This is a genomic window from Nocardia sp. CY41, assembly GCF_009829325.1.
GTDB lineage: Bacteria > Actinomycetota > Actinomycetes > Mycobacteriales > Mycobacteriaceae > Nocardia.
Window position 1 is genome coordinate 62,190 of the sequence record NZ_VUOS01000019.1, and the last position, 21,483, is coordinate 83,672.

A 21,483-nucleotide genomic window follows, 5' to 3' on the forward strand; every position below is an offset into this window, starting at 1 on the left:
TCGCTTCCGCCCCGGTCCGCGGCGGTGCGTTCGGGCACAGTCCCGGCCTCACGCGTTCGGCGCGGCAGCATGGTCGCCGGCTGGGCGACCTCGTCCCACCCGGCGCGATGGGCTCCGGCGTGCGCCGTTCGATCCGGCCGCCTCGGCTGGGTGGGGCAGCGGCGTGCTCCGTCCGGCGATACGGTGCGTGCGGCCGTCTCGGCCGGTGATCGCGGGCGCGCCGAGCACTGCCGAGGACATGGGCGAGATCTAGGAGAAGGACCGAAACGTGACAGCGCGACTGGCTGGGGTGCTCTGGGACATGGACGGCACGCTGCTCGACTCGGAGAAACTCTGGGACGTGGCGGTGCGGGAACTGGCGCGCGAGCACGGTCACGAGATGACCGACGCGATCCGGCACGCCCTGATCGGGGCATCGGGCCCGAACGCCCTGCGCATCATGTTCACCGGCCTGGGCATCGAGCCGACGCCCGCCTCGCTGCGGGCAGCGGGGGAGTTCCTGGAACGACGGGTGACCGAATTGATGACCGGCCCCATTCCGTGGCGGCCGGGCGCGAAGGATGCGCTGGCCATGGTCCGCGCCGCGGGTCTGTCCAGTGCGCTCGTCACCAATACCAAACGGTCGCTCACGGAGTTCGGTCTCGACACCCTGGGGCGCGACTTCTTCGACGTCTCAGTCTGCGGCGACGAGGTGGCGCACGGCAAGCCGGAGCCGGATGTCTATCTGCGCGCCGCCGAGTTGCTCGGGCTCGCTCCGGAACACTGTGTTGCGGTGGAGGACTCGCCCACCGGCGCCCGAGCGGCGCAGGCGGCGGGATGCGCACTGGTGGTCGTCCCGTGCGAGATTCCCGTGCCGGACGCGCCGGGACGGGTGTTCCGCGATTCACTCGTCGGGCTGACCGTCCCGGATCTGGAACAGGCGCTGCGCCTACGCGATTGAGTGGCCTGGCGACCGCGGCACGCGCGGCCGCCGTGCTCCGCCGGGACGAGAGTTACTGTGCCGCAACGGGAGTGCGCGCAGATGGTAGGTGTGACTGTGATCACCGGCAATCTCGCCGAATCCCGGGCGTGTCGGCGAGCGCTCCACCAAAATGACGCCATGGCAGCGTTGGGCGTCCTCGACGAGATCGTAGATACCGCACGGTATCCCCTGGTGGATCCGGAAGGGCCGGCGCTGCGCGATACGGTGCGGCGCGCCCGCGCGGAACTGGCCGACACCGGCTGCACGGTGCTGCGTGGTTTCATCCGCCCCGAGCTGACCGACACCCTGCGGGCGCAGGGGGAGCGGATGGCCCCGCACGCGCATTACGAGGTCGAGCAGGTCAACGCCTACAACATCCCCCTGGACGCCGACCTGCCGGAAGACCACCCGGGCCGGATCGTGCTGGAGCGCGGCAACGCCTTCGTGCCCCGCGACCGCATCCCCGCCGACGCGCTGATCCACCGCCTGTACACCGACGAGTTGTTCCAGCGGTTCGTCGCCGACTGCTTCGGTTTGACCGAATTGCACGAGTTCGCCGATCCTCTCGCCGGACTGTGCCTCAACGTCGTCGCGCCGGGCATGTCGCATCCCTGGCATTTCGACACCAACGAATTCACCGTCTCGATGCTGACCCAGCCCGCCGAGGACGGTGGCGTCTTCGAGTACTGCCCCAACATCCGCACACCCGAGGCGGAACACCTCGACGACGTCCGCGCCGTGCTCACCGGTACCGGCGAGCGTTTCGTCCAACGGCTCGAACTGCGTCCGGGCGACCTGCAGCTGTTCCAGGGTCGCTTCTCGTTGCACCGCGTCTCACCCGTCAGCGGTGCGCGTCAGCGCCATTCGGCCATTTTCGCCTACACCGATCGTCCCGGAATGGTCGGCACGGTGGAGCGGACCCGGCAATTGTTCGGCCGCGTGCTCCCCGACCATCTAGCCGCCGCGGCCGACGCCGTCCGGGGCGATCGACTGCTCGACTGAGCCGAACGGCTCGACTGACCGAGCTCGACCCGAGAGGACCGACAGTGCCAGTGCCGTTACACACGACCGGGAAAGCGTCTTTCGACGACATCTACGACCGCCCCGATCCGCGCGCGTACTACACGCGCATGTCCGAACTGGACTACCGCATTCCGGAACTGGCGAAGCCGTTCTTCCAGCAGCAGATTCGGGAATTCCGCGCCTCCGCGCGGGTCACCGTGCCGACGGTGCTCGACATCGGCTGTTCCTACGGCGTGAACGCCGCGCTGTTGCGTTTCGACACCACGATCGGCGAACTGGCCGGGCATTACGCCGTCACCGACATCGATCGGGCCGGACTGATCCGGCGTGACCGCGCCCGGGCCGCGGCGGGGACCGCGGCCGACGACGTCCGCTTCCTGGGTATGGACGCCTCCCGCCCCGCCCTCGACTACGCGCGGGAGGCCGGGCTCCTGCATGATGTGGTGCACGCCGACCTGGAGTCCGGCGAACCGACCGACGAGCAGCGCGCCCTGCTGGCGGCCGCCGATCTGGTCGTCTCCACCGGCTGCGTCGGCTACGTCACCGAGAAGACCTTGACGCGCGTGGCCACGGCGCACCCGCGCAGGCGGCCGTGGATGGCACACTTCGTACTGCGCATGTTCGACTTCGCACCGATCGAGGCGGAACTCGCCGCGCTCGGCTACCGGACCGAGCAGGCGCCGGGGTTGTACGAGCAACGCAGGTTCGCCTCCGCGGCCGAACAGGCGCAGGTGCTGAACACCCTGTCCGCCAAGGGAATCGACACGACCGGCCGGGAAGATCAGGGATGGCTGTATGCGACCCTGTATGTGTCCAGGCCGCTGCCGAAACATCACGCCGACACCGAGGACTCGCATTGACCGAACGCACCTTCGCCGCCGACGACCACCTACCCCGGGTGCCCCTGCCGACGCTGGAGGACAGCTGTGGCCGATTCCTGCAGTGGTGCGAGCCGCTGCTGACCGCCGACGAACTCGCCGCCACCCGGGCAGCGGTCGATGACCTGCTGCGACCCGACGGGCCGGGGCGCACGCTGCACGCGGCGCTCGCGGAATACGACGCGACGCCCGGCGTCGGCAGCTGGCTGGACCTGTTCTGGCCGTCGCGCTACCTGGGCAGGCGGGACCGGATCGCGCTGAACGCGAACTTCTTCTTCCTGTTCCGGGACGACACGCCGCTGGCCGCCTCCACCGCCGCCACCCAGGTGGATCGCGCCGCGGGCATCATCTCCGCGGCCGTCGACTACAAGCTGGCGCTCGACCAGGAGGCCGTCCCGCCGGTGACCCAGCGGGGGCAGCAGCTGTCCATGTGGCAGAACAAGTACCTGTTCTCCGAGACCAGGATCCCCGGCGTGGAGCAGGACACGGTGCGGGTCCCCTACAGCGCGGAATGGCCGGGTCCCTCGCAGGCCCGGCACATCGTGGTGTTCTTCCACGGCAGCCCGTTCCGGATGGACGTCATCGGCCCGGACGGAGCGCCGTACTCGCCGGAGGATCTCGCCGACGGGTTGCGCGCGGTGCTCAAGGCGGGCGCGCGCCCGGCCCGCACCGACACCGCGGTGGGGCATCTCACCACCAAGGCTCGTGCGGAATGGGCGGAGAGCAGGCAGCGGCTGCTGGCCGAGCCCGCGAACGCCGCGGCGCTGGACGCTATCGAGACGGCGCTGTTCGCCGTCTGTCTCGAGGACTTCGCTCCGCGCGACGAGCAGCACGCCTGCGACGAGCTGCTGCACGGCGACAGCGCCAACCGGTGGTTCGACAAGTCGGTCTCGTTCATCGTCTTCGGTGACGGGCAGGCGGGCATCAACGTCGAACACTGCGGACTCGACGGCACCACCATCCTCTCGTTCGTGGACACCCTGCTGGAGACGACGGTGCCTGCTCACGCCGCCCGCTCCGGCGCGCAGGCGCAGGGACTGCCCTCGGTCGAGCCGATCGAGTTCGTGCTGGACGAGCCGCAGCGCGGCGACATCGCCGCGGCCGGCGCAGCCTTCGCCCGCTATGCCGCCGAGAACGCCACCCAGACGGTCTCGTTCCCGGACTTCGGCACCGCCGCGGCCAAGCAGCTGGGCATCTCGCCGGACGCCTTCGCCCAGCTGAGCTACCAGCTGGCCCACCGGCGCAGCAAGGGGCTCACCGGCGCCACCTACGAGTCCATCGCGACCAGGCAGTACCGCAACGGCCGCACCGAGGCCATGCGGGTGGTCACCCCGGAGATGATCGCCTTCGTGGACGCGATGCAGGACCCGGACGCCGACGTCGACACGAAGCTCGCCGCGGCGCGGACGGCCGCGGCGGCGCACGTGGAACGGGCCAAGCAGTGTCAGGCCGGAGACGCGCCCGAACAGCACCTGTGGGAGCTGCAGTGGATCCAGTGCAGGCGCGGCGCGGAACTGGGCGTCACCGACCCGATCCCGCTCTACGACAGCCCGGGCTGGACGATCATGCGCGACGACTACCTGAGCACCAGCTCGGCGCCGTCGGTCAACATCCGCTACTTCGGTTTCGGCTCCACCAGCTCCCGCTGCATCGGCATCGCCTACGTGCTGCTCCCGGACCGGTGGAATCTCTACCTGGCCACCCCGAAGCCGGTCGCCGACCAGATGTACGCGTTCGCCGACCACCTCCGCACGGCGGTCGCCGATCTGCGAGCGTTGCTCGCCGGGAACTAGGCGCCCTCCGCCCGGTTCTTCCGCCCGCCGGGTGCGGGAGAACCGGGCGGACGCCGTTCCGGGCCATCGTGGGCCGGAGCAACGGGCCCGCATCCGGGTCTGAAACAATGGCTCATCGTGAAGAACTTCGAATCCCTGTTCGCCGAGCTGCAGGATCGTGCGGTCAACCGCCCCGAGGGGTCCGGAACCGTTGCCGCGCTGGACGCAGGCGTGCATACCCAGGGTAAGAAGGTGCTCGAGGAGGCCGGTGAGGTGTGGCTGGCCGCCGAACACGAGAGCGACGAGTCGCTCGCCGAGGAGATCTCCCAGCTGCTGTACTGGGTGCAGGTGCTGATGGTGGGCCGCGGGCTGAAGCTCGAGGACGTGTACCGACATCTGTGACGGCCGTCCGACACCCCGATCTCCTCTCGAAAGGACTCTCCCATGCTGCGCGTCGCAGTCCCCAACAAGGGCGCTCTATCCGAATCCGCCGTCTCGATCCTCACCGAGGCGGGCTACCGCAAGCGCACCGACTCCCGTGACCTGACCGTTCTCGACCCGGCCAACCAGGTCGAGTTCTTTTTCCTGCGACCCAAGGACATCGCGATCTACGTCGGCTCCGGGGAACTCGATCTCGGCATCACCGGGCGTGATCTGGCGTGGGATTCCGGCGCCCCGGTGCAGGAACGCCTCGCCCTCGGGTTCGGCCGCTCCACCTTCCGCTACGCCGCCCCGGCCGGGCGGGAGTGGAAGGTCGAGGACCTCTACGACAAGCGGATCGCCACCTCCTACCCGAACCTGGTGCTGAACGACCTGCGCCGCCGGGGCATCGAGGCCGAGGTGATCCGTCTCGACGGCGCGGTGGAGATCTCCATCCAGCTCGGGGTCGCCGACGCCATCGCCGACGTCGTCGGCTCGGGGCGCACGCTGCGTCAGCACAATCTGGTGGCCTTCGGGGAATCGCTGTGCGATTCCGAGGGGGTGCTGGTCGAGCGCAAGGACGCCGACCAGGGCGACCGGGCGCGCAACCAGCTCGTCGCTCGGGTCCAGGGCGTGGTCTTCGCCCAGCAGTACGTCATGCTGGACTACGACTGCCCGAAGGACCTGCTCGACGAGGCGTTCGTCATCACCCCCGGCTTGGAGTCGCCCACGGTGGCGCCGCTGGCCGATACCGGCTGGGTGGCCGTGCGGGCACTGGTGCCGCGCAAGCAGAGCAACGAGCTGATGGACAAGCTGGCCGACCTGGGCGCGAAAGCGATCCTGGCCACCGACATTCGCTCCTGCCGCGCATTCTGAACGCCGGATTCGTTCGATTCGCCTGATTCGTTCACGCTGAGCGCAATCGGTGTGCGCTGTGACCGGGTGTTGCTACCGTGCGGCCTCTCGATGAGGAAACGCAAGGAGCCCCCGTGTCGCAGTCACCACCCGAGGAGCAGTCGGGCAGCACATTCACTTGGAACGAGGATTGGCTGGCGGCGATCGCCGGGCTGATCCTGATCGCGCTGGTCCTGCTCGGCGTGATTCCGGACTGGCTGGTGCCGTGATGGCCGAGACCGGTGCCGGAGCGGCGAACGAACCGAACGCCCTGACCGAGAGCAGGACCGGGGCGGGGCGTGCCGAGGTTCCCCCCTCGGAAACCGAAGCGTTGCAAGCGGTATCCCGTCCGACGGCCGGCGCCGTCGCGGCCGGTATCGCCGTGGTGATCGTGCTCGGGGCTCTCACGCGGTACTTCGAAACGCACGTCCCGCGGTGGTCGGTGGACACTCCGTTCCAGCGGGTCGCCAAGTCGATCGAATTCCCGGTGTACGCCATCGCGCTCGGATTGATCGGCAACGTGGTGCTGACCGAACTAGCTCTGCGCGACCGGCTTTCGGCGGGCTTCCGCACCGAGTTCTTCATCAAGACCGGCGTGGTGCTGCTCGGCGCGTCGATCAATCTGAAGATCCTGGTCACCGCGGCGGGCCCGTCGATCCTGCAAGCACTGTTGCTGATCACGGCCGTGTTCGGCTTCACCTGGTGGCTGGGCGGGCGCCTGGGGCTGGACGACAAACTTCGCGCGCTGCTGTCCTCGGCGGTGTCGATCTGCGGCGTCAGCGCGGCGATCGCCGCGGCGGGCGCGGTGCAGGCCCGGCGTGAGCAGATCGCCTACGCGGCCTCGCTGGTGATCGTCTTCGCGCTGCCCTCGATCTTCCTGCTGCCCTGGCTGGCCGGGGTGCTCGGGTTGCCGGACGCGGTCGCGGGCGCCTGGATCGGCGGCAACATCGACACCACGGCGGCGGTCGCGGCCTCCGGCGCGATCGCCGGGGAGAAGGCGCTGCAGATCGCCACCATAGTCAAGACCACGCAGAACGCCCTGATCGGTGTCGTCGCGATCGCGCTGACCGCCTACTTCACGCTGCGCGTCGAGCGGACACCGGGAGCGGCGCGCCCGTCGGCCCGGCAGTTCTGGGAGCGATTCCCGAAGTTCGTGCTCGGCTTCGTCGCCGCCTCGATCATCGGCACGCTGTACCTGCAGTCGGCGGACAAGAAGTCCGGCGCCGCACACATCGCGATCGTCAACGATCTGCGCACCTGGTTCCTGATCTTCGCGTTCGTCTCCATCGGTTTGGAGTTCTCGCTGCGCGGGCTACGGGAAGCGGGCTGGCGACCGGTCGTGGTGTTCGGTTCCGCGGCAGTGGTGAATCTCGCCGTCGGCCTGGGACTTTCGGTGCTGTTGTTCCACAACTTCACCGTCTGAGGTTCGCTGCTCGCCGACGGGCGCGGCCGAGAACCGGCATCCGGTGTCGCCCGATCCTGAACGCCGGGATCGGGCGGCCGGGCATGGACTTCCTGTGGCCGCACGAGGCCACCGGCCCGTCAGTCCGATACGGCTTCGGCCAGGGTTTCGTCCGGGGATTCGGCCGCGTCGCCGCTCGGCCAGCCGGGGTAGGGCGGCGGCGTGCCGCCGAACGCCGGGCACAACGGCTTGTAGTCGCAGTAGGAGCACATCCGGCTGGGGTTCGGCGGGAAGTCCCCCGTGCGGCCTGCCTCACGGATCGCCGCCCACAGGGCCGAGAGCGTGCGCTCGAAGCGCAGCAATTCCTGCTCGTCGGGGGCGTAGGTGAGGATCTGCTCGTCGGCCAAGTAGAGCAGCCGCAACTGGGCGGGCACGAGCCCGCGGGTGCGCAGGACCACCAAGGCGTAGAACTTCAACTGGAACAGCGCTGTGGTCTCTTGAGTGAGCCCCGGCACACGGCCGGTCTTGTAGTCCACGACGCGCAGGGCGCCGCTCGGTGCGACGTCGATCCGGTCGACGAACCCGCGCAGCAGTGCGCCGTCGTCCAGTTCGACCTCCACCCGCGCTTCGCGAGATTCCGGGTCGAACCGGGTGGGGTCCTCCAGCCGGTAGTAGCGGCGCACCAGCGCGCGCACCTCGCCGAGGAACACGTCGAGCCGCTCGCCGGCGATCAGCTCCGCGACCTCCGGCTGCTCGCCCCGCACCCGCGCCCACGCCGACGGCACCAGGGCGTCGGCGCGCTCGGGCACCCGCTCCGCAGCGGGCAGCCCGTAGAGATCCTCGAGCACCGCGTGCACCACCGTGCCGCGCACCGCGTGTATCGAGGGCCGCTCCGGTATCCGATCGATCGCACGGAACCGATATTTCAGCGGGCACTGCTTGAAATCCGTTGCCCGGGAAGGCGACAGCGCGGGCCGGGCGCGGCTCGCGGTCGCAGCGAGCTCCGGGGCGCGCGCGCCGTCGGCAGGGGGCGTGGACACGGGCGAGCACATACCTGGCAGGCTATCCCGCGGCACCGACACGCCGGTGCGCGACAGCACGGATTCCAACCAGCGGAACGGAGATTCATGACGGCCAGACGGACCGGGCCATTCACCATCGGTGACCGGGTGCAGCTGACCGATGCCAAAGGGCGCCTGTACACGGTGGTCTTGGAGCCGGGCAAGGAGTTCCACACCCATCGTGGCGGGATCAAGCACGACAGCCTGATCGGCGCCGACGAGGGCAGCGTGGTGCACTCCACCAACGGCACGCCGTACCTCGCGCTGCGTCCGCTGCTGATCGACTACGTGCTGTCCATGCCGCGCGGCGCAGCGGTGATCTATCCCAAGGACGCCGCGCAGATCGTGCACGAGGGTGACATGTTCCCCGGGGCGCGCGTGCTCGAAGCCGGCGCGGGATCCGGCGCGCTGACCTGCTCGCTGCTGCGGGCGGTCGGGCCGCAGGGGCAGGTGCTGTCCTACGAGATCCGCGCCGACCACGCCGAGCACGCGGTCCGCAACGTGGAGACGTTCTTCGGTGAACGGCCTGCGAACTGGTCGCTGACCGTCGGCGATGTCGCCGGCTACACCGGAGAGCCGGTGGATCGCGCCGTGCTGGACATGCTCGCGCCGTGGGACGCGCTCCCGGCCGTGTCCAAGGCGCTGGTGCCCGGCGGCGTGCTGATCGTCTACGTCGCCACCGTCACGCAGTTGTCGAAGGTGGTCGAAGCGCTGCGCGAGCAGGAGTGCTGGACCGAGCCGCGATCGTGGGAGTCGCTGGTGCGGCCGTGGCATGTCGTCGGCCTCGCCGTGCGACCCGAACACCGCATGCAGGGTCACACCGCCTTCCTGGTCAGCGCCCGCAGGCTCGCTGAGGGCACCGTCACGCCCAAGCCGCAGCGCAGGCCGTCGAAGGGCTGAGCGCGGCCGGGCGGGGGCGAGCGGCGATCGGCGGGGCTCAGGCCGGGACGCAGGGCGCCTGCGCGAAGCCGAGCAGCAGGCAGCCGGCGGCGTCCGACAGCTTCCAGGTGCCGTCGACGTTCTCCCAGCTCAGCGGCACGGCGGGCGCCGCGCCGTGCGGGGAGGTGATGGTCACCTGCGCGTTCGCGGTATTGCCCTGGACGGTGAGGTCGGCGACGGTGAAGGTGAGCGTGTAGCCTTGCAAGCCCTTGTTCATCTGGTCGATGTTCGCGGTGCGCTGCTCGCCGTTGACGATCAGCTTGGACTTCTCCGCGGTGGGTACATTCGAATCGGCGAACTTGCCCAGCATCGCCTGCAAGCTCTCGGCGGTCGGCGCGGCGGTCGCATGGTCGCCGTGATCGTGGGTACCCGAGGCGGCGGCGCTGGTGGTGGCCGAGGTCGCCGTAGCGGTGTCGTCGTCGGATCCGCAGGCCGCCAGTGCGCCGGAGATGGCCAGCGCCGCGGCGGCGGTGGCAAGGGATACACGCAGGGTTCTCGCGGGAAGGAGCATGGTCGGCAACCTTTCGGCTCGGGCGGCGAGCGGGCTCGCCAGGGTCGGGTTAGGGCAGGCTAACATGGTGGTCCGGCCGCCGATCGCGGCCCAGATGTGATCACCACGAAACCATGTCGGAAAGCGAGAACGGGTCGCGCCCGGTAGCGTTGATAGACCGGGACTGGGAGGAGCAGCACATGAGCCCCATCGAGAATTCGGATTCGGCGGCCTGGAGAGAGCTCGAGGCGGTACGCGCCGAGGCGGCTGCACTCCGAAGGCAACTCGCCGACTCGCCAGATCGCACACGGGAATTGGAAGCCCGCATCGATTCGCTGACCATTCGCAACACGAAGCTGATGGACACCCTCAAGGAAGCGCGCCAGCAGTTGGTGGCGCTGCGTGAGGAGGTCGATCGGCTCGGTCAGCCGCCGAGCGGATACGGCATCCTGATCGGTGTGTACGACGATCAGACGGTCGACGTGTTCACTTCGGGTCGCAAGATGCGGTTGACGTGTTCACCGAACATCGAGACCTCGACGCTCGAATACGGTCAGACCGTCCGCCTCAACGAGGCGCTCACGGTCGTCGAGGCCGGGCACTACGACGCGGTCGGCGAGATCGGCACCCTCCGGGAGATCCTCGACGACGGACGTCGCGCCCTGGTCGTCGGCCATGCCGACGAGGAGCGCGTGGTGTGGCTGGCCGGCCCGCTGGCGAAGGTCGCCGAGATGGACGACCTGGACGACCCTGATTCCCCCATTCGCAAGTTGCGGCCGGGCGACTCGCTGCTGGTGGACTCGAAGGCCGGTTTCGCCTTCGAGCGCATCCCCAAGGCCGAGGTCGAGGACCTGGTGCTGGAAGAGGTGCCCGACGTCGACTACAGCGACATCGGCGGTCTCGGCAGGCAGATCGAGCAGATCCGCGACGCGGTGGAGCTGCCGTTCCTGCACAAGGACCTGTTCCGCGAGTACGCGCTGCGCCCGCCGAAGGGCGTGCTGCTCTACGGTCCGCCCGGTTGCGGCAAGACGCTGATCGCCAAGGCGGTGGCCAACTCGCTGGCCAAGAAGATCGCCGAGGCGCGCGGTGAGGATGCCAAGGAAGCCAAGTCGTACTTCCTGAACATCAAGGGCCCCGAGCTGCTCAACAAGTTCGTGGGCGAGACCGAGCGCCACATCCGGATCATCTTCCAGCGGGCGCGTGAGAAGGCGTCCGAGGGCACGCCGGTGATCGTGTTCTTCGACGAGATGGACTCGATCTTCCGCACCCGCGGCTCGGGTGTCTCCTCCGACGTGGAGACCACCGTGGTGCCCCAGCTGCTGTCGGAGATCGATGGCGTCGAGGGCTTGGAGAACGTCATCGTGATCGGCGCCTCCAACCGTGAGGACATGATCGATCCGGCGATCCTGCGGCCGGGCCGCTTGGACGTGAAGATCAAGATCGAGCGTCCCGACGCGGAGTCGGCGCAGGATATCTTCTCGAAGTACCTCACCGAGCAGCTTCCTCTGCACGACGACGATCTGGCCGAGTTCGGCGGCGACAAGGGCCTGTGCATCCGCGCGATGATCGAACGGGTCGTCGACCGGATGTACGCCGAGAGCGAGGACAACCGCTTCCTGGAGGTCACCTACGCCAACGGTGACAAAGAGGTCCTGTACTTCAAGGACTTCAACTCCGGCGCCATGATCCAGAACATCGTGGACCGCTCCAAGAAGTACGCCATCAAGGCGGTGCTCGACACCGGCAATCCGGGTCTGCGGATCCAGCATCTCTACGATTCGATCGTGGACGAGTTCTCCGAGAACGAGGACTTGCCCAACACCACGAATCCGGATGACTGGGCGCGCATCTCGGGTAAGAAGGGCGAGCGGATCGTCTACATCCGCACGCTGGTCACCGGCAAGAACGCCAGCGCCAGCCGCGCCATCGACACCGAGTCGAACACCGGTCAGTACCTGTAAGGTTCCGCCGGACCACGAAGGGCCGCGTCTCTCCGGAGGCGCGGCCCTTCACTGTTCGTGCAGGAGCAGGTCGCCGCCGCCTCGTGCCGGTCACGCGGGCGGCGAGCCAGAAGGCAGTCGGTCGGGCAGGCCGAACCGCGGGTAGAGAGCGTCGAGGTGGAAACGGGTGATCCTGCCGATGCGGTCGCCCGCTGGTGTGAGCACGATCAGGCCGGCCGGAGTCGCGACCGGGCGCACCGCGTCGTCGAGGTAGGCGCCGAACGCGGGCAGGCCGTTGGCTCCCGTCGGCACCAGGTGGACGCGGCGCTCGCCACTGTAGGTGAAGGAAGCGGACAGGAATTCCGCGATCGCGGCCGGACCGTGGTACTCGTGTGGCGCGGGCGGCATCGAAAGCCACGCGTCGTCGGTCAGCAGCGCGATCACGCCTTCGACGTCGCCGGAGAGGTACGCTGCGGCGAAACGGCTTGCGAGAGCGCGTTCTTCGGGAGCGGCCTGGCGCGGAAGCGTCCGACCTCGATGCCGGTCGAGCGACGCTCGTGCGCGTTGCAGGTGTCCCTTGACCACGGTGGGCGTGACGCCGAGGATGTCGGCCACCTCGGCGACGGGGAAGCCGAGGACGTCGCGCAGCACCAGGATCGCGGCTTGGCGCGGCGGTAGTCGCTGCAACCCCATGACGAAGGCCAGCTCGACCGCTTCGGTGGCCACGTAGCGGGCCTCCGGGCCGGGCGCGGGATCGGCAATGTCGATCTTGCTGTCGGGGTATGGCTGCAACCAGCGCACTTCGTCCCGGCGGGTGGGTTCGGGCGGCGAGAACGGCGGCACCGGCTCGGGCGGCATCCGGCGGCGGGCGTCCCGCAGCGCGTTGAGGCACCGGTTGGTGGCGATGCGGTACAGCCACGAGCGCAGCGACGACTGTTGCCGGAAGCCGGGCAGGCCGCGCCAAGCCGCGAGCAAGGTCTCCTGCACCATGTCCTCGGCATCGGTCATCGAGCCGAGCAGCCGGTAGCAGTGCAGTTCCAACTCGCGCCGGTGCGGGTCGGTGAGGGTCCGAAACGCCGACTCGTCGCCCGCGCATGCCCGTTCCAGGGTCTTCTGCTGCACGCCGTCGATGGTGCCAGTTCGCCGTCGGGCGTTCCATCGGGCCCGTTCCCGGTGTCACTACCTACAGCACGGCGAAGCGCCGATGCTCACCGGAAGGAGACACCATGTCCGAACCCATCGCTCTGCGGACTTCGCTCGCGTTCTATCGCGCCTGGACCGGTCACGATTTCGACGACGCCATGACCTACGTCGCCGACGACATCATCTGCGACGCCCCCGCCGGGCGGATCGCCGGAGCCGCGGCGTTCCGCGATTTCCTCGAACCGTTCAGCCGGATCCTCACCGACTCGACCTTGCTGGCCTCGTTCGGTGACGACCGCACCGCGCTGCTGATGTACGACACGGTGACCGTTCCGGTTCCGAACGCGCCCGGCGCGGAGTGGCACAAGGTGGTCGACGGACGGATCACGTATGTCCGGATCATCTTCGACCGTGCGCCGTTCGACGCGGCTCGGGCCGCCGCGCGCTGAATCGGCGTAGGCCGCTCGTGCTAATATTTGGCCATGCGGCCAGAAAATAGTACGGGTGGCCAACGCGGATCGTTCATCGAGGAGGCGCGGCGACGGCAGATCATCGCCGCGGCGGTGGAGGTGATCTCTCGAGTCGGGTACGCCAACGCCTCGCTGGCACGGATCGCCGAGCACGCGGGTATCTCCAAAGGAGTCATCTCCTACCACTTCGAGGGCAAGGACGACCTGATGACGCAGCTGGTGGTCCAGCTGTACGTCTCGGCGGCGGAGTACATCGCGCCACGGGTGGCCGCGGCGGTCGGCGCGCGCGAGAGCCTGCTGGCCTATCTCGCATCGAATCTCGGCTTCATCGAAGCGAATACGACTTACGTGGCCGCGCTGGTGGAGGTCGTGACGAATCTGCGCGACGCGGAGGGCCACCCGAAATTCGCTTCCGCAGACGGGGAACGCGACATCATCGCGCCGCTGGTCGACATCATGACCGACGGGCAGCGCACCGGGGAGTTCGGCGAGTTCGATCCACTGTTGATGGCCAAGTCGATCCGCGACGCCATCGACGGCGCGGCGGGACGTGCCGTGCGGGAACCGGACTTCGCGATGGACGCCTACTCGGCGCATCTGTGCAGGTTGTTCGACACGGCGACGCGCAAGGCGAGCGAGCATGACTGAAGTGCAGAATCGCGCACGGCGGCAGGTGGATCCCGGCGAACCGCTGCCTCCGTTCGCCCTCGGCGGAGTGGGCGCGGTAGCGGCGCTCGGCGCGCTGGCGCTGCTCGTCTCGATCGGGAGGTATGGATTCTTCGGTGACGAACTGTATTTCGTCGCCGCTGGGCGCAGACTCGCCGTCGGCTATGCCGATCAGGGGCCGGTGCTGCCGGCGATCGCCCGGATGATGGATCTGCTCGCCCCGGGCTCCCTGGTGGCGCTCCGCCTTCCGGCTGTGCTTGCCACCGTGGCCGCGGTGGTGATCACCGCCTCGATCGCCAGGGAGTTCGGTGGCGGCCGCGCGGCGCAGGTGCTGGCCGCGGCGGCCTACGCCACCTCGCCGTTCCTGCTGGTACAAGGCGACCAACTGGCCACCAACACGATCGATACCGCACTCTGGGTGGTGGTGAGTTGGCTGGTGGTCCGCTGGGTCCGCACCCGCCACGACGGCCTGCTGGCGGCGGCTGCGCTGGTCACCGCGGTCGACATGCAGGTCAAGTGGCTGATCCCGTTCTTCTGGATCGCCCTCGCGATCGGGGTGGCGGTCTACGGACCGCGTGAGCTGCTGCGCCGCCCCGCACTGTGGTGCGGCGGCGCCGTAGTCGTGCTGACCTCTGCGCCTGGCCTGGTGTGGCAGGCGGCGCACGGGTGGCCGCAGCTACGCCTGGGTGGAGCGGTCGCCGCCGAGCAGGCCACGATCGGCGGTCGCTCCGTCTGGCTGCCGCTGGCGCTCGCCGCCGCCGGTCTGATCGGCGGTCTGCTGCTGGTCTACGGAGTGTGGACACTGTGGCGGGTGGAGTCCTGGCGGCCCTACCGGTTCCTCGGGCTGCTGCCGATAGTGCTGGTCGTGGTCTTCATCGCGACGAACGGACGTCCGTACTACGCGACGGGCTGCTACGGAGTGCTGATCGCGGCGGGGGCGGTGCGGTGGACGGAGAACCGGCGTCGCTCGCGCACGATCGTCACCGTGCCGTTGCTCGCGCTGTCCGTCGCCCTGGTGGCATTTTCCCTGCCACTGCGCCCGGAGTCCGCTGTCGAGCCGGTCGACACGCAGGCTCAGGCAGGCTTGGAGATCGCGCTCTACGGGCGATTCGGCTGGTCGGAACTCGCGGCGGGAACAGCGGCGGCCTACCGTGCGCTGCCGGAGCCGGAGCGATCGTCGTCCGTGGTGATCACCGATTCATATTGGCAGGCAAGCGCTTTGGACGTCCATCGAGCCCGGTACGGGCTGCCCGCCGTCTACAGTCCGAATCGTGGTTTCGGCTACTTCGGCACCCCGCCCGATACGGCCACGACAGTGCTCTGGGTGGGCGGCACCGAGGCCGACGTGCGCGCGCACTGCGTCGAGGTCACCGCGGTGGGGCAGGTCGACGCCCGGCTCGGATATCCCGGTGTCACCCGTGGCGTCACCATCTGGCGCTGCGCGCAACCACGTGCGCCGTGGTCGCGATACTGGCCGGACATGCTGCGGCTGAACTGATGCCGCGGTTCACCACCAGCCGAGGATCGGTGACAAGTGCCTGCCGAGTTCCGGCGCGAGCGAGCGTGAATAGCTGGCGGTGAGGTGGTGCTCGTCGTGATAGATGAGGACGTTGCCCTCCGCGACCGCGCATACGTCGCGTTCGCACAGCGCGTCGGATAGATCCAACGGGAACACGTTGGGGAACGCGGCGGCGAACTCCAGTGCCGGGTTGACCATGTCCAGCGCCTCCGCGCGCGGCATTCCGCAACTGATCCGATCGCCCTGCTGGGCGAGGCAATCGATGGCCCGGTACCGCACGCCGTCGCGGCGCAGCCATGGCGTGTCGCGGATGGCGAGCACGTTGAGCCCGCGGTCGGACAGCCGGGTCCAGACGTCCAGATAGTCGGCCGGGGTCTCGTCGCCCGCGCCGTCGCGCGGGCGGGTCGCCGTGGTGAAGACCCACTCCGGGCGTTCGACGCCCAAGCGGTCGATCACTTCCACGGACCAGTCACGGCAATCCGGGTTGGCCTCGCCCTTGTACATCGGTTCCGCCGCCACGGTCAGCGGGCAGCCCATCTTCAGATAGACCTCGACCCGGAACGCGTGCTCACGGGCGAGCTGGTCGAGGGCGGGCACCCAGTGCTCGGCATGCGAACTGCCCACCACCGCGACGGTGCGCTGCGCGCCCGCGTCCCCGTAGGTGCAGGTGACGACGTCGCGGGTGTCCCAGTCCGCGATGCAACCGTCGCGTGACGGGTAGGCGGCATCCGCGGGCGCTTCGTACACGGACGGGCGCATCGCGGCCTCGGGCGTGCTGGCACCGCTGACCAGCGCCTCCGCGCCGGGATAACGCATCGAGTCCAGCGACGCCACCGCCCGAGGCGGATTCGCTTCGGTGACCACCTGCTCGCCCACCGACGCCGCGAGCACCGCGATGCCGAGCGCTGCGACCAGCCGGCCGGTGCGGACGGCGCGGGCAGGCGTCTGCGGGGCCGGGCGGCCGGACCGCATCCGCAGCGGCTCCTCGATGAAACGGTTCGTCAGGTGGGCGAGCGCCAGCGACGCCGCGATAACGCCCAGGCCGACGCCCAGCCCCGCGGTCGCGGCTCCGGTCCGCGCCAACACGAAGATCAGGATCGGCCAATGCCACAGGTACAGCGCGTAGGACAGTTCGCCGAGCCGCACCGCGGCCTGCGCGCCGAGCAGCCGATTGGGCAGCGGTTGCCGGTCGGCGGGCAGGCCGGCGCCCGAGACGATCAGCGCCAGCGCGGCGCCGACCGGCACCAGCGCCGCCGGACCGGGAAATCGGTCGGCGCCGTCGATCCACCACCCGCAGGTGAGGACCGCGACCGCGCCGAGCACGGCCGCCGCGACCCGGACGGCGCGCGGCGGGGACAGCCAGGGCGCTGCGACCGCAAGCAGCGCTCCGGCCAGCAGTTCCCAGGCACGGGCGAAACTGTCGTAGTAATTCCAGCCCTGATGGACCGCGGCGCCGTGCGCGGCGTAGCAGAAGGAGGCCGCGGCGCCCGCGGCCAGCGCGACGGCCAACACGGGACGCAGCGCCCCGGGGCGCGCGAAACGCCGGCACAGGCCCGCTGCGGACGCCACGCCGAGCAGCGCCAGGAGGTAGAACTGCGACTGCACCGCCATCGACCACAGATGCTGGAGCGGGCTCACCGACGGATCGGCGGCCAGGTAGTCCGACCAGGACAGCGCCAGGTACCAGTTCTGGTAGTACAGCAGCGATGCCAGGGTCTGCGCCGCCATCTCGTCCCACTGGGTGAACGGGCGCAGCAGCACGGTCGCCGCGACGACGGCGCAGAGGAGCGTCACCAGCGCGGGGAGCAGTCTGCGGGCGAGCCTGCGCGCGGTGTGCGCGATGCGGACCGTGCCCGCGGACTCCGCGCCGCGCAGCAGTGAGCCGGTGAAGAAGAAGCCGGACAGCACCAGGAACACGTCCACGCCGCCCGACACCCGGCCGAACCAGATGTGGAACGCCACGACCAGCGCGATCGCCACGCCACGCAGGCCGTCCAGATCGCGCCGATACGCTCCGGCCGTCCGCGGCGGCGCTGTCGCGGTGGCGACCGCACCCGGTGCGAGGAATCGATGCACCGCTCGTGTGACTGTCACCGGATCCGTATGGCGCGGTCGCTGCGGGAACGGAAGGCAACGGTTGGGCGACGGGGCGATGTACGGGACACGTCATCTCTCTTATCACGCACGGGGAACGCCGGTCCAACTCACACGGCGGCGATGGGGTGCGGAAACGACCCCGGAATTCGGACAAATCGGTCGCCTGTCGACCGGGCTCCTGCCGCCGGTCGTTAGGGTGGAGGCGTGAACGTTGAGGTGACACCCCTGCCGGGTATCGGTGTGCGTAAGGACTTTCCGCTGACCAACAGCCGACGCCGGATCGGCGTGATCGACCACCGCGACGGCACGATGGACCTCATCGTGAGCAAATCAGACGACCCCGACGAGACCGAACAGGTGCCGCTGACGGGCAAGGAGGCGGCCGTGCTGGCCAGTCTGCTCGGTGCGCCGCAACTGGTGGAACAACTCCGTGAGGAGCACCGGGCGTTCACCGGTTTGACCACCCGTCAATTGTCCATCCCGGACCGGTCTCGGTTCGACGGGCGCCGGTTGGGGGAGACTCAGATGCGCACCAGGACGAAGGCGTCCATCGTCGCCGTGGTGCGCAGCGGGCAGCCGATTCCCTCGCCGGGGCCGGACTTCACCTTCACCGCCGGGGACGTCCTCGTCGTCGTCGGCACCGCGGAGGGCCTCGAGGCCGCCGCCAAGATCCTGTTAGACGGCTGAGCGGCATGGTGGCACATGAGACCGCGCTCGCGCTGATCCAGCTGGGCGCGGTATTTTTCGGCCTCGGCCTGCTCGGGCGGATCGCCGCGCGCATCGGCATGTCGCCCATCCCGCTGTACCTGATCGGCGGACTGGTCTTCGGCACCGGCGGCCTGGTCGAGCTGCGGCAAGTGGACGACTTCATCCACCTCGCCAGCGAAATCGGCGTCGTGCTGCTGCTGTTGCTGCTCGGACTGGAATACAGCGCGCCGGAATTGGTCACGGGCATGCGCCGATCGTGGGCCGCGGGTGTCGTGGACATCGTGCTCAACGCGACGCCGGGCGTGCTCGTCGCGCTGGGGCTCGGCTGGGGGTTCACCGGCGCCATCGCCATGGCCGGGGTCACCTATATCTCGTCCTCGGGCATCGTCGCGAAGGTGCTCAACGATCTGGGCAGGCTCGGCAACCGCGAAACGCCGGTGATCCTGTCCATCCTGGTGTTCGAGGACCTGGTGATGGCCGGATACCTGCCGGTCCTGACCGCGGTGCTGGCCGGTGTCGGCTTCCTGGCCGGGCTGAAGACGTTGGCCATCGCCTTGGTGGCGGTCACCGTCGTGCTGATCGTCGCACTGCGCTACGGCCGCTACGTCTCGGCGATCGTCGATAGTTCCGACCGCGAGATCTTCCTGTTGAAGCTGCTCGGATCCGCCTTGCTGGTGGCGGGCGCGGCCTCGGCGGTCCAGGTGTCCGCCGCGGTCGGCGCGTTCCTGCTCGGCATCGCCATCTCCGACTCGACCGCGCACAACGCGACCAAGCTCCTGGAGCCGCTGCGGGATCTGTTCGCGGCGCTGTTCTTCGTGCTGTTCGGCTTGAGCACCGATCCGGCGAGCATCCCGCCGGTGCTGGGCTGGGCGTGCCTGCTGGCGCTGGTCACCACCGCCAGCAAGATCGCCACCGGCTGGTGGGCGGCCAAGCGGGCCGGTGCCGGCCGCTTGGGCCGGGCACGCGCGGGCACCGCCTTGGTCGCCCACGGCGAGTTCTCGATCGTCATCGCGGGACTCGCCGTCGCGGCGGGCGCGGTTCCCGCGGAATTCGCCGCGCTGGCCACCACGTACGTGCTGCTGATGGCGGTGCTCGGCCCGATCGCGAGCCGGTTCGTCGAACCGGTCATGGCGCTGGTGCTGCGGCGGCGCGCCGGGGTGTCCTGACGGCGCGCCGAGTCGGCGGTAGCGGTGCCGCAGCGGCACCGCCACCGCGACGGATTCAGTTCCGCCTGGCGGAGACGGAATCGAGTACGACGCCCGCGGCCGGCTCGCCGTCGGACGAGCCGTCCTTGACACCCGCGGCGGCGATGGACGTCAGCACGTCCATGCCCGCGGTGACCCGCCCGAACGGGGTGTAGCTCGGCGGCAGCGGCGCGTCGCGGTAGACGACGAAGAACTGGCTGCCGTTGGTGCCGGGGCCGGCGTTCGCCATCGCGATCGTGCCCGCCGGATAGGTCGCGCCCGTCAGGTTCTCGTCGGGGAACTGGTAGCCGGGGCCACCCATGCCGGTCGCGGTCGGGTCGCCGCATTGCAGCACGTAGATGCCTTCGGTGGTGATCCGGTGACACTTGGTGTGGTCGAAGTACTGTTCCCCGGCCAAGAACACGAACGAGTTGACCGTGCGCGGCGCCCGGGCCGCGTCCAAGGCGATGGTGACGGCGCCGCAATTGGTGGCCAGCGTCGCCGTGTATCCGGCGTTGGTGTCGATGCTCATGCCGGGTTCGGCGGGCCATTGCTTGCCGTTCGGCTGACCGGCGGCCGGTGCGCCGCAGCCGGTCGCCGCCGGGGCCGCCGAGACGACACCCGCCGCGGATGCCACCAACGTCACGCCGACGGCGAGGACCCCGAGGATCCGCAGCGATCGCCACGGTACGCCCCGGCGCCCCGCGCGCCGGCCGTTGACGAGTTCTCGCGCTTGCACTTCGCTGCTCACCGCTGAAAATCTCCTTCACTCGGGGTTGCGCACCGGACGATGCAGCGCGAATCATTCCATCTCGTCCGATCCGGCGGGGGAGTACGGCCCGATTGCCCACGCCCCGTCGCGATGCGTAGTGCTTCGCCGGGATGGTCCGGGCGACTTGGTGCGGTGCGCCGCGATCGAGCCCCGCCAACGGGCGGCGGTGACGCGACCTGATCGCCGCTGTCGCCGTCGGGGCGAGAGCGTCCGATGTGCCGATCGGCTACGAAAACGTTTCCGAAATCCCGTCGCACACGGAATTTGGTCTCGGTGACGTATAACAAAGCATGGGAATCGTTCGAGCGGCGCTGGTCCAAACGAACTGGACCGGCGAAAAAGAGTCGATGCTGAAGGTGCACGAGGCCTACGCGCGCCGGGCCGCCGCGGAGGGGGCCGCGGTGATCTGTTTCCAAGAGCTGTTCTATGCGCCCTATTTCTGTCAGCGGCAGGATGCGGAATTCTACGGCTACGCCGAGTCGGTCCCGGGCCCGACGACAGAGCGGTTCGCCGCACTGGCGAAGGAATTGCGCCTGGTGATGGTCCTGCCGGTGTACGAGCAGGAACAGCCGGGCCTGCTGTACAACACGGCCGCGGTGATCGACGCCGACGGCAGTTATCTCGGCAAATACCGTAAACACCATCTACCGCACGTGCACGGATTCTGGGAGAAGTTCTACTTCCGGCCGGGCAACCTCGGCTGGCCGGTGTTCGATACGGCGGTCGGCAAGGTCGGCGTGTACATCTGCTACGACCGGCACTTTCCAGAGGGCTGGCGTGCCCTGGCGCTCGCCGGGGCGGAGATCGTGTTCAACCCGTCGGCCACGTCGCGAGGCCTGTCCGGTTATCTCTGGAGACTGGAGCAACCGGCAGCCGCGGTGGCCAATGAGTATTTCATCGGCGCCATCAACCGGGTCGGCGCCGAAGAGTACGGCGACGACGACTTCTACGGCACGAGCTATTTCGTCGACCCCGAAGGACAGTTCGTCGGGGAGGTCGCCTCCGACACCGGCCCGGAACTGGTCGTCCGCGACCTGGACATGGATTTGATCAAGGTGGTGCGCGACCGCTGGGCGTTCTACCGCGATCGCAGGCCGGACGCCTACGGGCCACTGGTGGCCCCCTGAGACCGGGGAGAACGACG

21 protein-coding genes are annotated in these 21,483 nt (G+C 69.1%); 16 read left to right on the forward strand and 5 right to left on the reverse strand.

From position 1 onward, the window contains the following. Positions 1-268: 268 nt before the first annotated feature. The 8 genes from GVY64_RS21005 to GVY64_RS21035 all read left to right on the forward strand — a co-directional run bounded on the left by GVY64_RS21005 (position 269) and on the right by GVY64_RS21035 (position 7,371). On the forward strand, positions 269-940 hold the full coding sequence (locus tag GVY64_RS21005; RefSeq protein ID WP_328820987.1) for an HAD family hydrolase: 672 nt from the start codon (positions 269-271) through the stop codon (positions 938-940). A gap of 159 nt (positions 941-1,099) precedes the next feature. Next, on the forward strand, positions 1,100-1,963 hold the full coding sequence (locus GVY64_RS21010) for a HalD/BesD family halogenase (RefSeq protein WP_159844045.1): 864 nt from the start codon (positions 1,100-1,102) through the stop codon (positions 1,961-1,963). Positions 1,964-2,007: 44 nt separating this feature from the next. Further along, positions 2,008-2,844, forward strand: a complete 837-nt coding sequence (locus GVY64_RS21015; protein WP_201298094.1) for a class I SAM-dependent methyltransferase — start codon at positions 2,008-2,010, stop codon at positions 2,842-2,844. After that, positions 2,841-4,655, forward strand: coding sequence for a choline/carnitine O-acyltransferase (locus GVY64_RS21020; protein WP_159844047.1), 1,815 nt, complete (start codon positions 2,841-2,843; stop codon positions 4,653-4,655). Before GVY64_RS21015 ends, GVY64_RS21020 begins: the two co-directional genes overlap by 4 nt. Positions 4,656-4,772: 117 nt before the next feature. Then, a complete protein-coding gene (locus GVY64_RS21025) occupies positions 4,773-5,036 on the forward strand; it encodes a phosphoribosyl-ATP diphosphatase (protein ID WP_039798430.1) in 264 nt (87 codons plus the stop codon). Positions 5,037-5,078: 42 nt separating this feature from the next. Continuing rightward, a complete protein-coding gene (hisG, locus tag GVY64_RS21030) occupies positions 5,079-5,930 on the forward strand; it encodes an ATP phosphoribosyltransferase (protein WP_159844049.1) in 852 nt (283 codons plus the stop codon). Between the two features lie 113 nt (positions 5,931-6,043). Beyond that, the gene (locus GVY64_RS38745) at positions 6,044-6,178 is read left to right on the forward strand and encodes a hypothetical protein (RefSeq protein WP_255218394.1); all 135 of its coding nucleotides are present in this window, start codon (positions 6,044-6,046) and stop codon (positions 6,176-6,178) included. Between the two features lie 41 nt (positions 6,179-6,219). After that, positions 6,220-7,371: a YeiH family protein gene (locus GVY64_RS21035; RefSeq protein ID WP_442939611.1), complete on the forward strand. Its 1,152-nt coding sequence runs from the start codon at positions 6,220-6,222 to the stop codon at positions 7,369-7,371. A gap of 119 nt (positions 7,372-7,490) precedes the next feature. Here GVY64_RS21035 and GVY64_RS21040 read toward each other — a convergent pair whose 3' ends face one another. Next, positions 7,491-8,402, reverse strand: a complete 912-nt coding sequence (locus GVY64_RS21040) for a RecB family exonuclease (RefSeq protein WP_159844051.1) — start codon at positions 8,400-8,402, stop codon at positions 7,491-7,493. 75 nt (positions 8,403-8,477) lie between these two features. On the opposite strand from GVY64_RS21040, the gene GVY64_RS21045 reads away from it, so the two are divergent. After that, positions 8,478-9,311 (forward strand): tRNA (adenine-N1)-methyltransferase, encoded by an 834-nt coding sequence (locus GVY64_RS21045; RefSeq protein WP_159844053.1) that lies wholly within the window; start codon positions 8,478-8,480, stop codon positions 9,309-9,311. 37 nt (positions 9,312-9,348) lie between these two features. Here the strand turns inward: GVY64_RS21045 and GVY64_RS21050 are convergent, their stop codons facing one another. Then, positions 9,349-9,861: a hypothetical protein gene (locus tag GVY64_RS21050; protein WP_159844055.1), complete on the reverse strand. Its 513-nt coding sequence runs from the start codon at positions 9,859-9,861 to the stop codon at positions 9,349-9,351. A gap of 179 nt (positions 9,862-10,040) precedes the next feature. Here GVY64_RS21050 and arc point away from each other — a divergent pair, with 179 nt between their 5' ends. Then, complete coding sequence (arc, locus tag GVY64_RS21055; RefSeq protein ID WP_159844057.1) at positions 10,041-11,801, forward strand: proteasome ATPase; 1,761 nt, start codon at positions 10,041-10,043, stop codon at positions 11,799-11,801. 90 nt (positions 11,802-11,891) lie between these two features. Here the strand turns inward: arc and GVY64_RS21060 are convergent, their stop codons facing one another. Then, entirely contained in the window at positions 11,892-12,902 is a 1,011-nt protein-coding gene (locus GVY64_RS21060; protein ID WP_159844059.1) for an RNA polymerase subunit sigma-70, read from the reverse strand. A 104-nt stretch (positions 12,903-13,006) separates the two neighbouring features. Here GVY64_RS21060 and GVY64_RS21065 point away from each other — a divergent pair, with 104 nt between their 5' ends. The 3 genes from GVY64_RS21065 to GVY64_RS21075 are packed head-to-tail and all read left to right on the forward strand — an operon-like array spanning position 13,007 to position 15,557. Continuing rightward, a complete protein-coding gene (locus tag GVY64_RS21065; protein WP_159844061.1) occupies positions 13,007-13,372 on the forward strand; it encodes a nuclear transport factor 2 family protein in 366 nt (121 codons plus the stop codon). A 33-nt stretch (positions 13,373-13,405) separates the two neighbouring features. Further along, positions 13,406-14,041, forward strand: coding sequence for a TetR/AcrR family transcriptional regulator (locus tag GVY64_RS21070; protein ID WP_159844063.1), 636 nt, complete (start codon positions 13,406-13,408; stop codon positions 14,039-14,041). Next, on the forward strand, positions 14,034-15,557 hold the full coding sequence (locus GVY64_RS21075; protein ID WP_201298095.1) for a glycosyltransferase family 39 protein: 1,524 nt from the start codon (positions 14,034-14,036) through the stop codon (positions 15,555-15,557). Before GVY64_RS21070 ends, GVY64_RS21075 begins: the two co-directional genes overlap by 8 nt. A gap of 9 nt (positions 15,558-15,566) precedes the next feature. Here GVY64_RS21075 and GVY64_RS21080 read toward each other — a convergent pair whose 3' ends face one another. Then, positions 15,567-17,672, reverse strand: a complete 2,106-nt coding sequence (locus tag GVY64_RS21080; RefSeq protein ID WP_236567027.1) for an acyltransferase family protein — start codon at positions 17,670-17,672, stop codon at positions 15,567-15,569. A gap of 207 nt (positions 17,673-17,879) precedes the next feature. On the opposite strand from GVY64_RS21080, the gene GVY64_RS21085 reads away from it, so the two are divergent. Continuing rightward, positions 17,880-18,362, forward strand: a complete 483-nt coding sequence (locus GVY64_RS21085; protein ID WP_159844065.1) for a cation:proton antiporter regulatory subunit — start codon at positions 17,880-17,882, stop codon at positions 18,360-18,362. A gap of 5 nt (positions 18,363-18,367) precedes the next feature. Then, a complete protein-coding gene (locus GVY64_RS21090) occupies positions 18,368-19,549 on the forward strand; it encodes a cation:proton antiporter (RefSeq protein WP_159844067.1) in 1,182 nt (393 codons plus the stop codon). A 55-nt stretch (positions 19,550-19,604) separates the two neighbouring features. Here GVY64_RS21090 and GVY64_RS21095 read toward each other — a convergent pair whose 3' ends face one another. Beyond that, positions 19,605-20,318: a peptidylprolyl isomerase gene (locus tag GVY64_RS21095; RefSeq protein ID WP_236567028.1), complete on the reverse strand. Its 714-nt coding sequence runs from the start codon at positions 20,316-20,318 to the stop codon at positions 19,605-19,607. 311 nt (positions 20,319-20,629) lie between these two features. On the opposite strand from GVY64_RS21095, the gene GVY64_RS21100 reads away from it, so the two are divergent. Further along, entirely contained in the window at positions 20,630-21,466 is an 837-nt protein-coding gene (locus GVY64_RS21100) for a nitrilase-related carbon-nitrogen hydrolase (RefSeq protein WP_159844069.1), read from the forward strand. Positions 21,467-21,483 lie beyond the last annotated feature (17 nt).

What these genes read in the sequence shown, in the direction of transcription:
- GVY64_RS21010 (WP_159844045.1), top strand. Translation starts at nt 1,100, where the DNA reads ATGGCAGCGTTGGGCGTCCTCGACGAGATCGTAGATACCGCACGGTAT.
- hisG (WP_159844049.1), top strand. Translation starts at nt 5,079, where the DNA reads ATGCTGCGCGTCGCAGTCCCCAACAAGGGCGCTCTATCCGAATCCGCC.
- GVY64_RS21040 (WP_159844051.1), bottom strand. Translation starts at nt 8,402, where the DNA reads ATGTGCTCGCCCGTGTCCACGCCCCCTGCCGACGGCGCGCGCGCCCCG.
- GVY64_RS21045 (WP_159844053.1), top strand. Translation starts at nt 8,478, where the DNA reads ATGACGGCCAGACGGACCGGGCCATTCACCATCGGTGACCGGGTGCAG.
- GVY64_RS21050 (WP_159844055.1), bottom strand. Translation starts at nt 9,861, where the DNA reads ATGCTCCTTCCCGCGAGAACCCTGCGTGTATCCCTTGCCACCGCCGCC.
- arc (WP_159844057.1), top strand. Translation starts at nt 10,041, where the DNA reads ATGAGCCCCATCGAGAATTCGGATTCGGCGGCCTGGAGAGAGCTCGAG.
- GVY64_RS21065 (WP_159844061.1), top strand. Translation starts at nt 13,007, where the DNA reads ATGTCCGAACCCATCGCTCTGCGGACTTCGCTCGCGTTCTATCGCGCC.
- GVY64_RS21070 (WP_159844063.1), top strand. Translation starts at nt 13,406, where the DNA reads ATGCGGCCAGAAAATAGTACGGGTGGCCAACGCGGATCGTTCATCGAG.
- GVY64_RS21075 (WP_201298095.1), top strand. Translation starts at nt 14,034, where the DNA reads ATGACTGAAGTGCAGAATCGCGCACGGCGGCAGGTGGATCCCGGCGAA.
- GVY64_RS21090 (WP_159844067.1), top strand. Translation starts at nt 18,368, where the DNA reads ATGGTGGCACATGAGACCGCGCTCGCGCTGATCCAGCTGGGCGCGGTA.
- GVY64_RS21100 (WP_159844069.1), top strand. Translation starts at nt 20,630, where the DNA reads ATGGGAATCGTTCGAGCGGCGCTGGTCCAAACGAACTGGACCGGCGAA.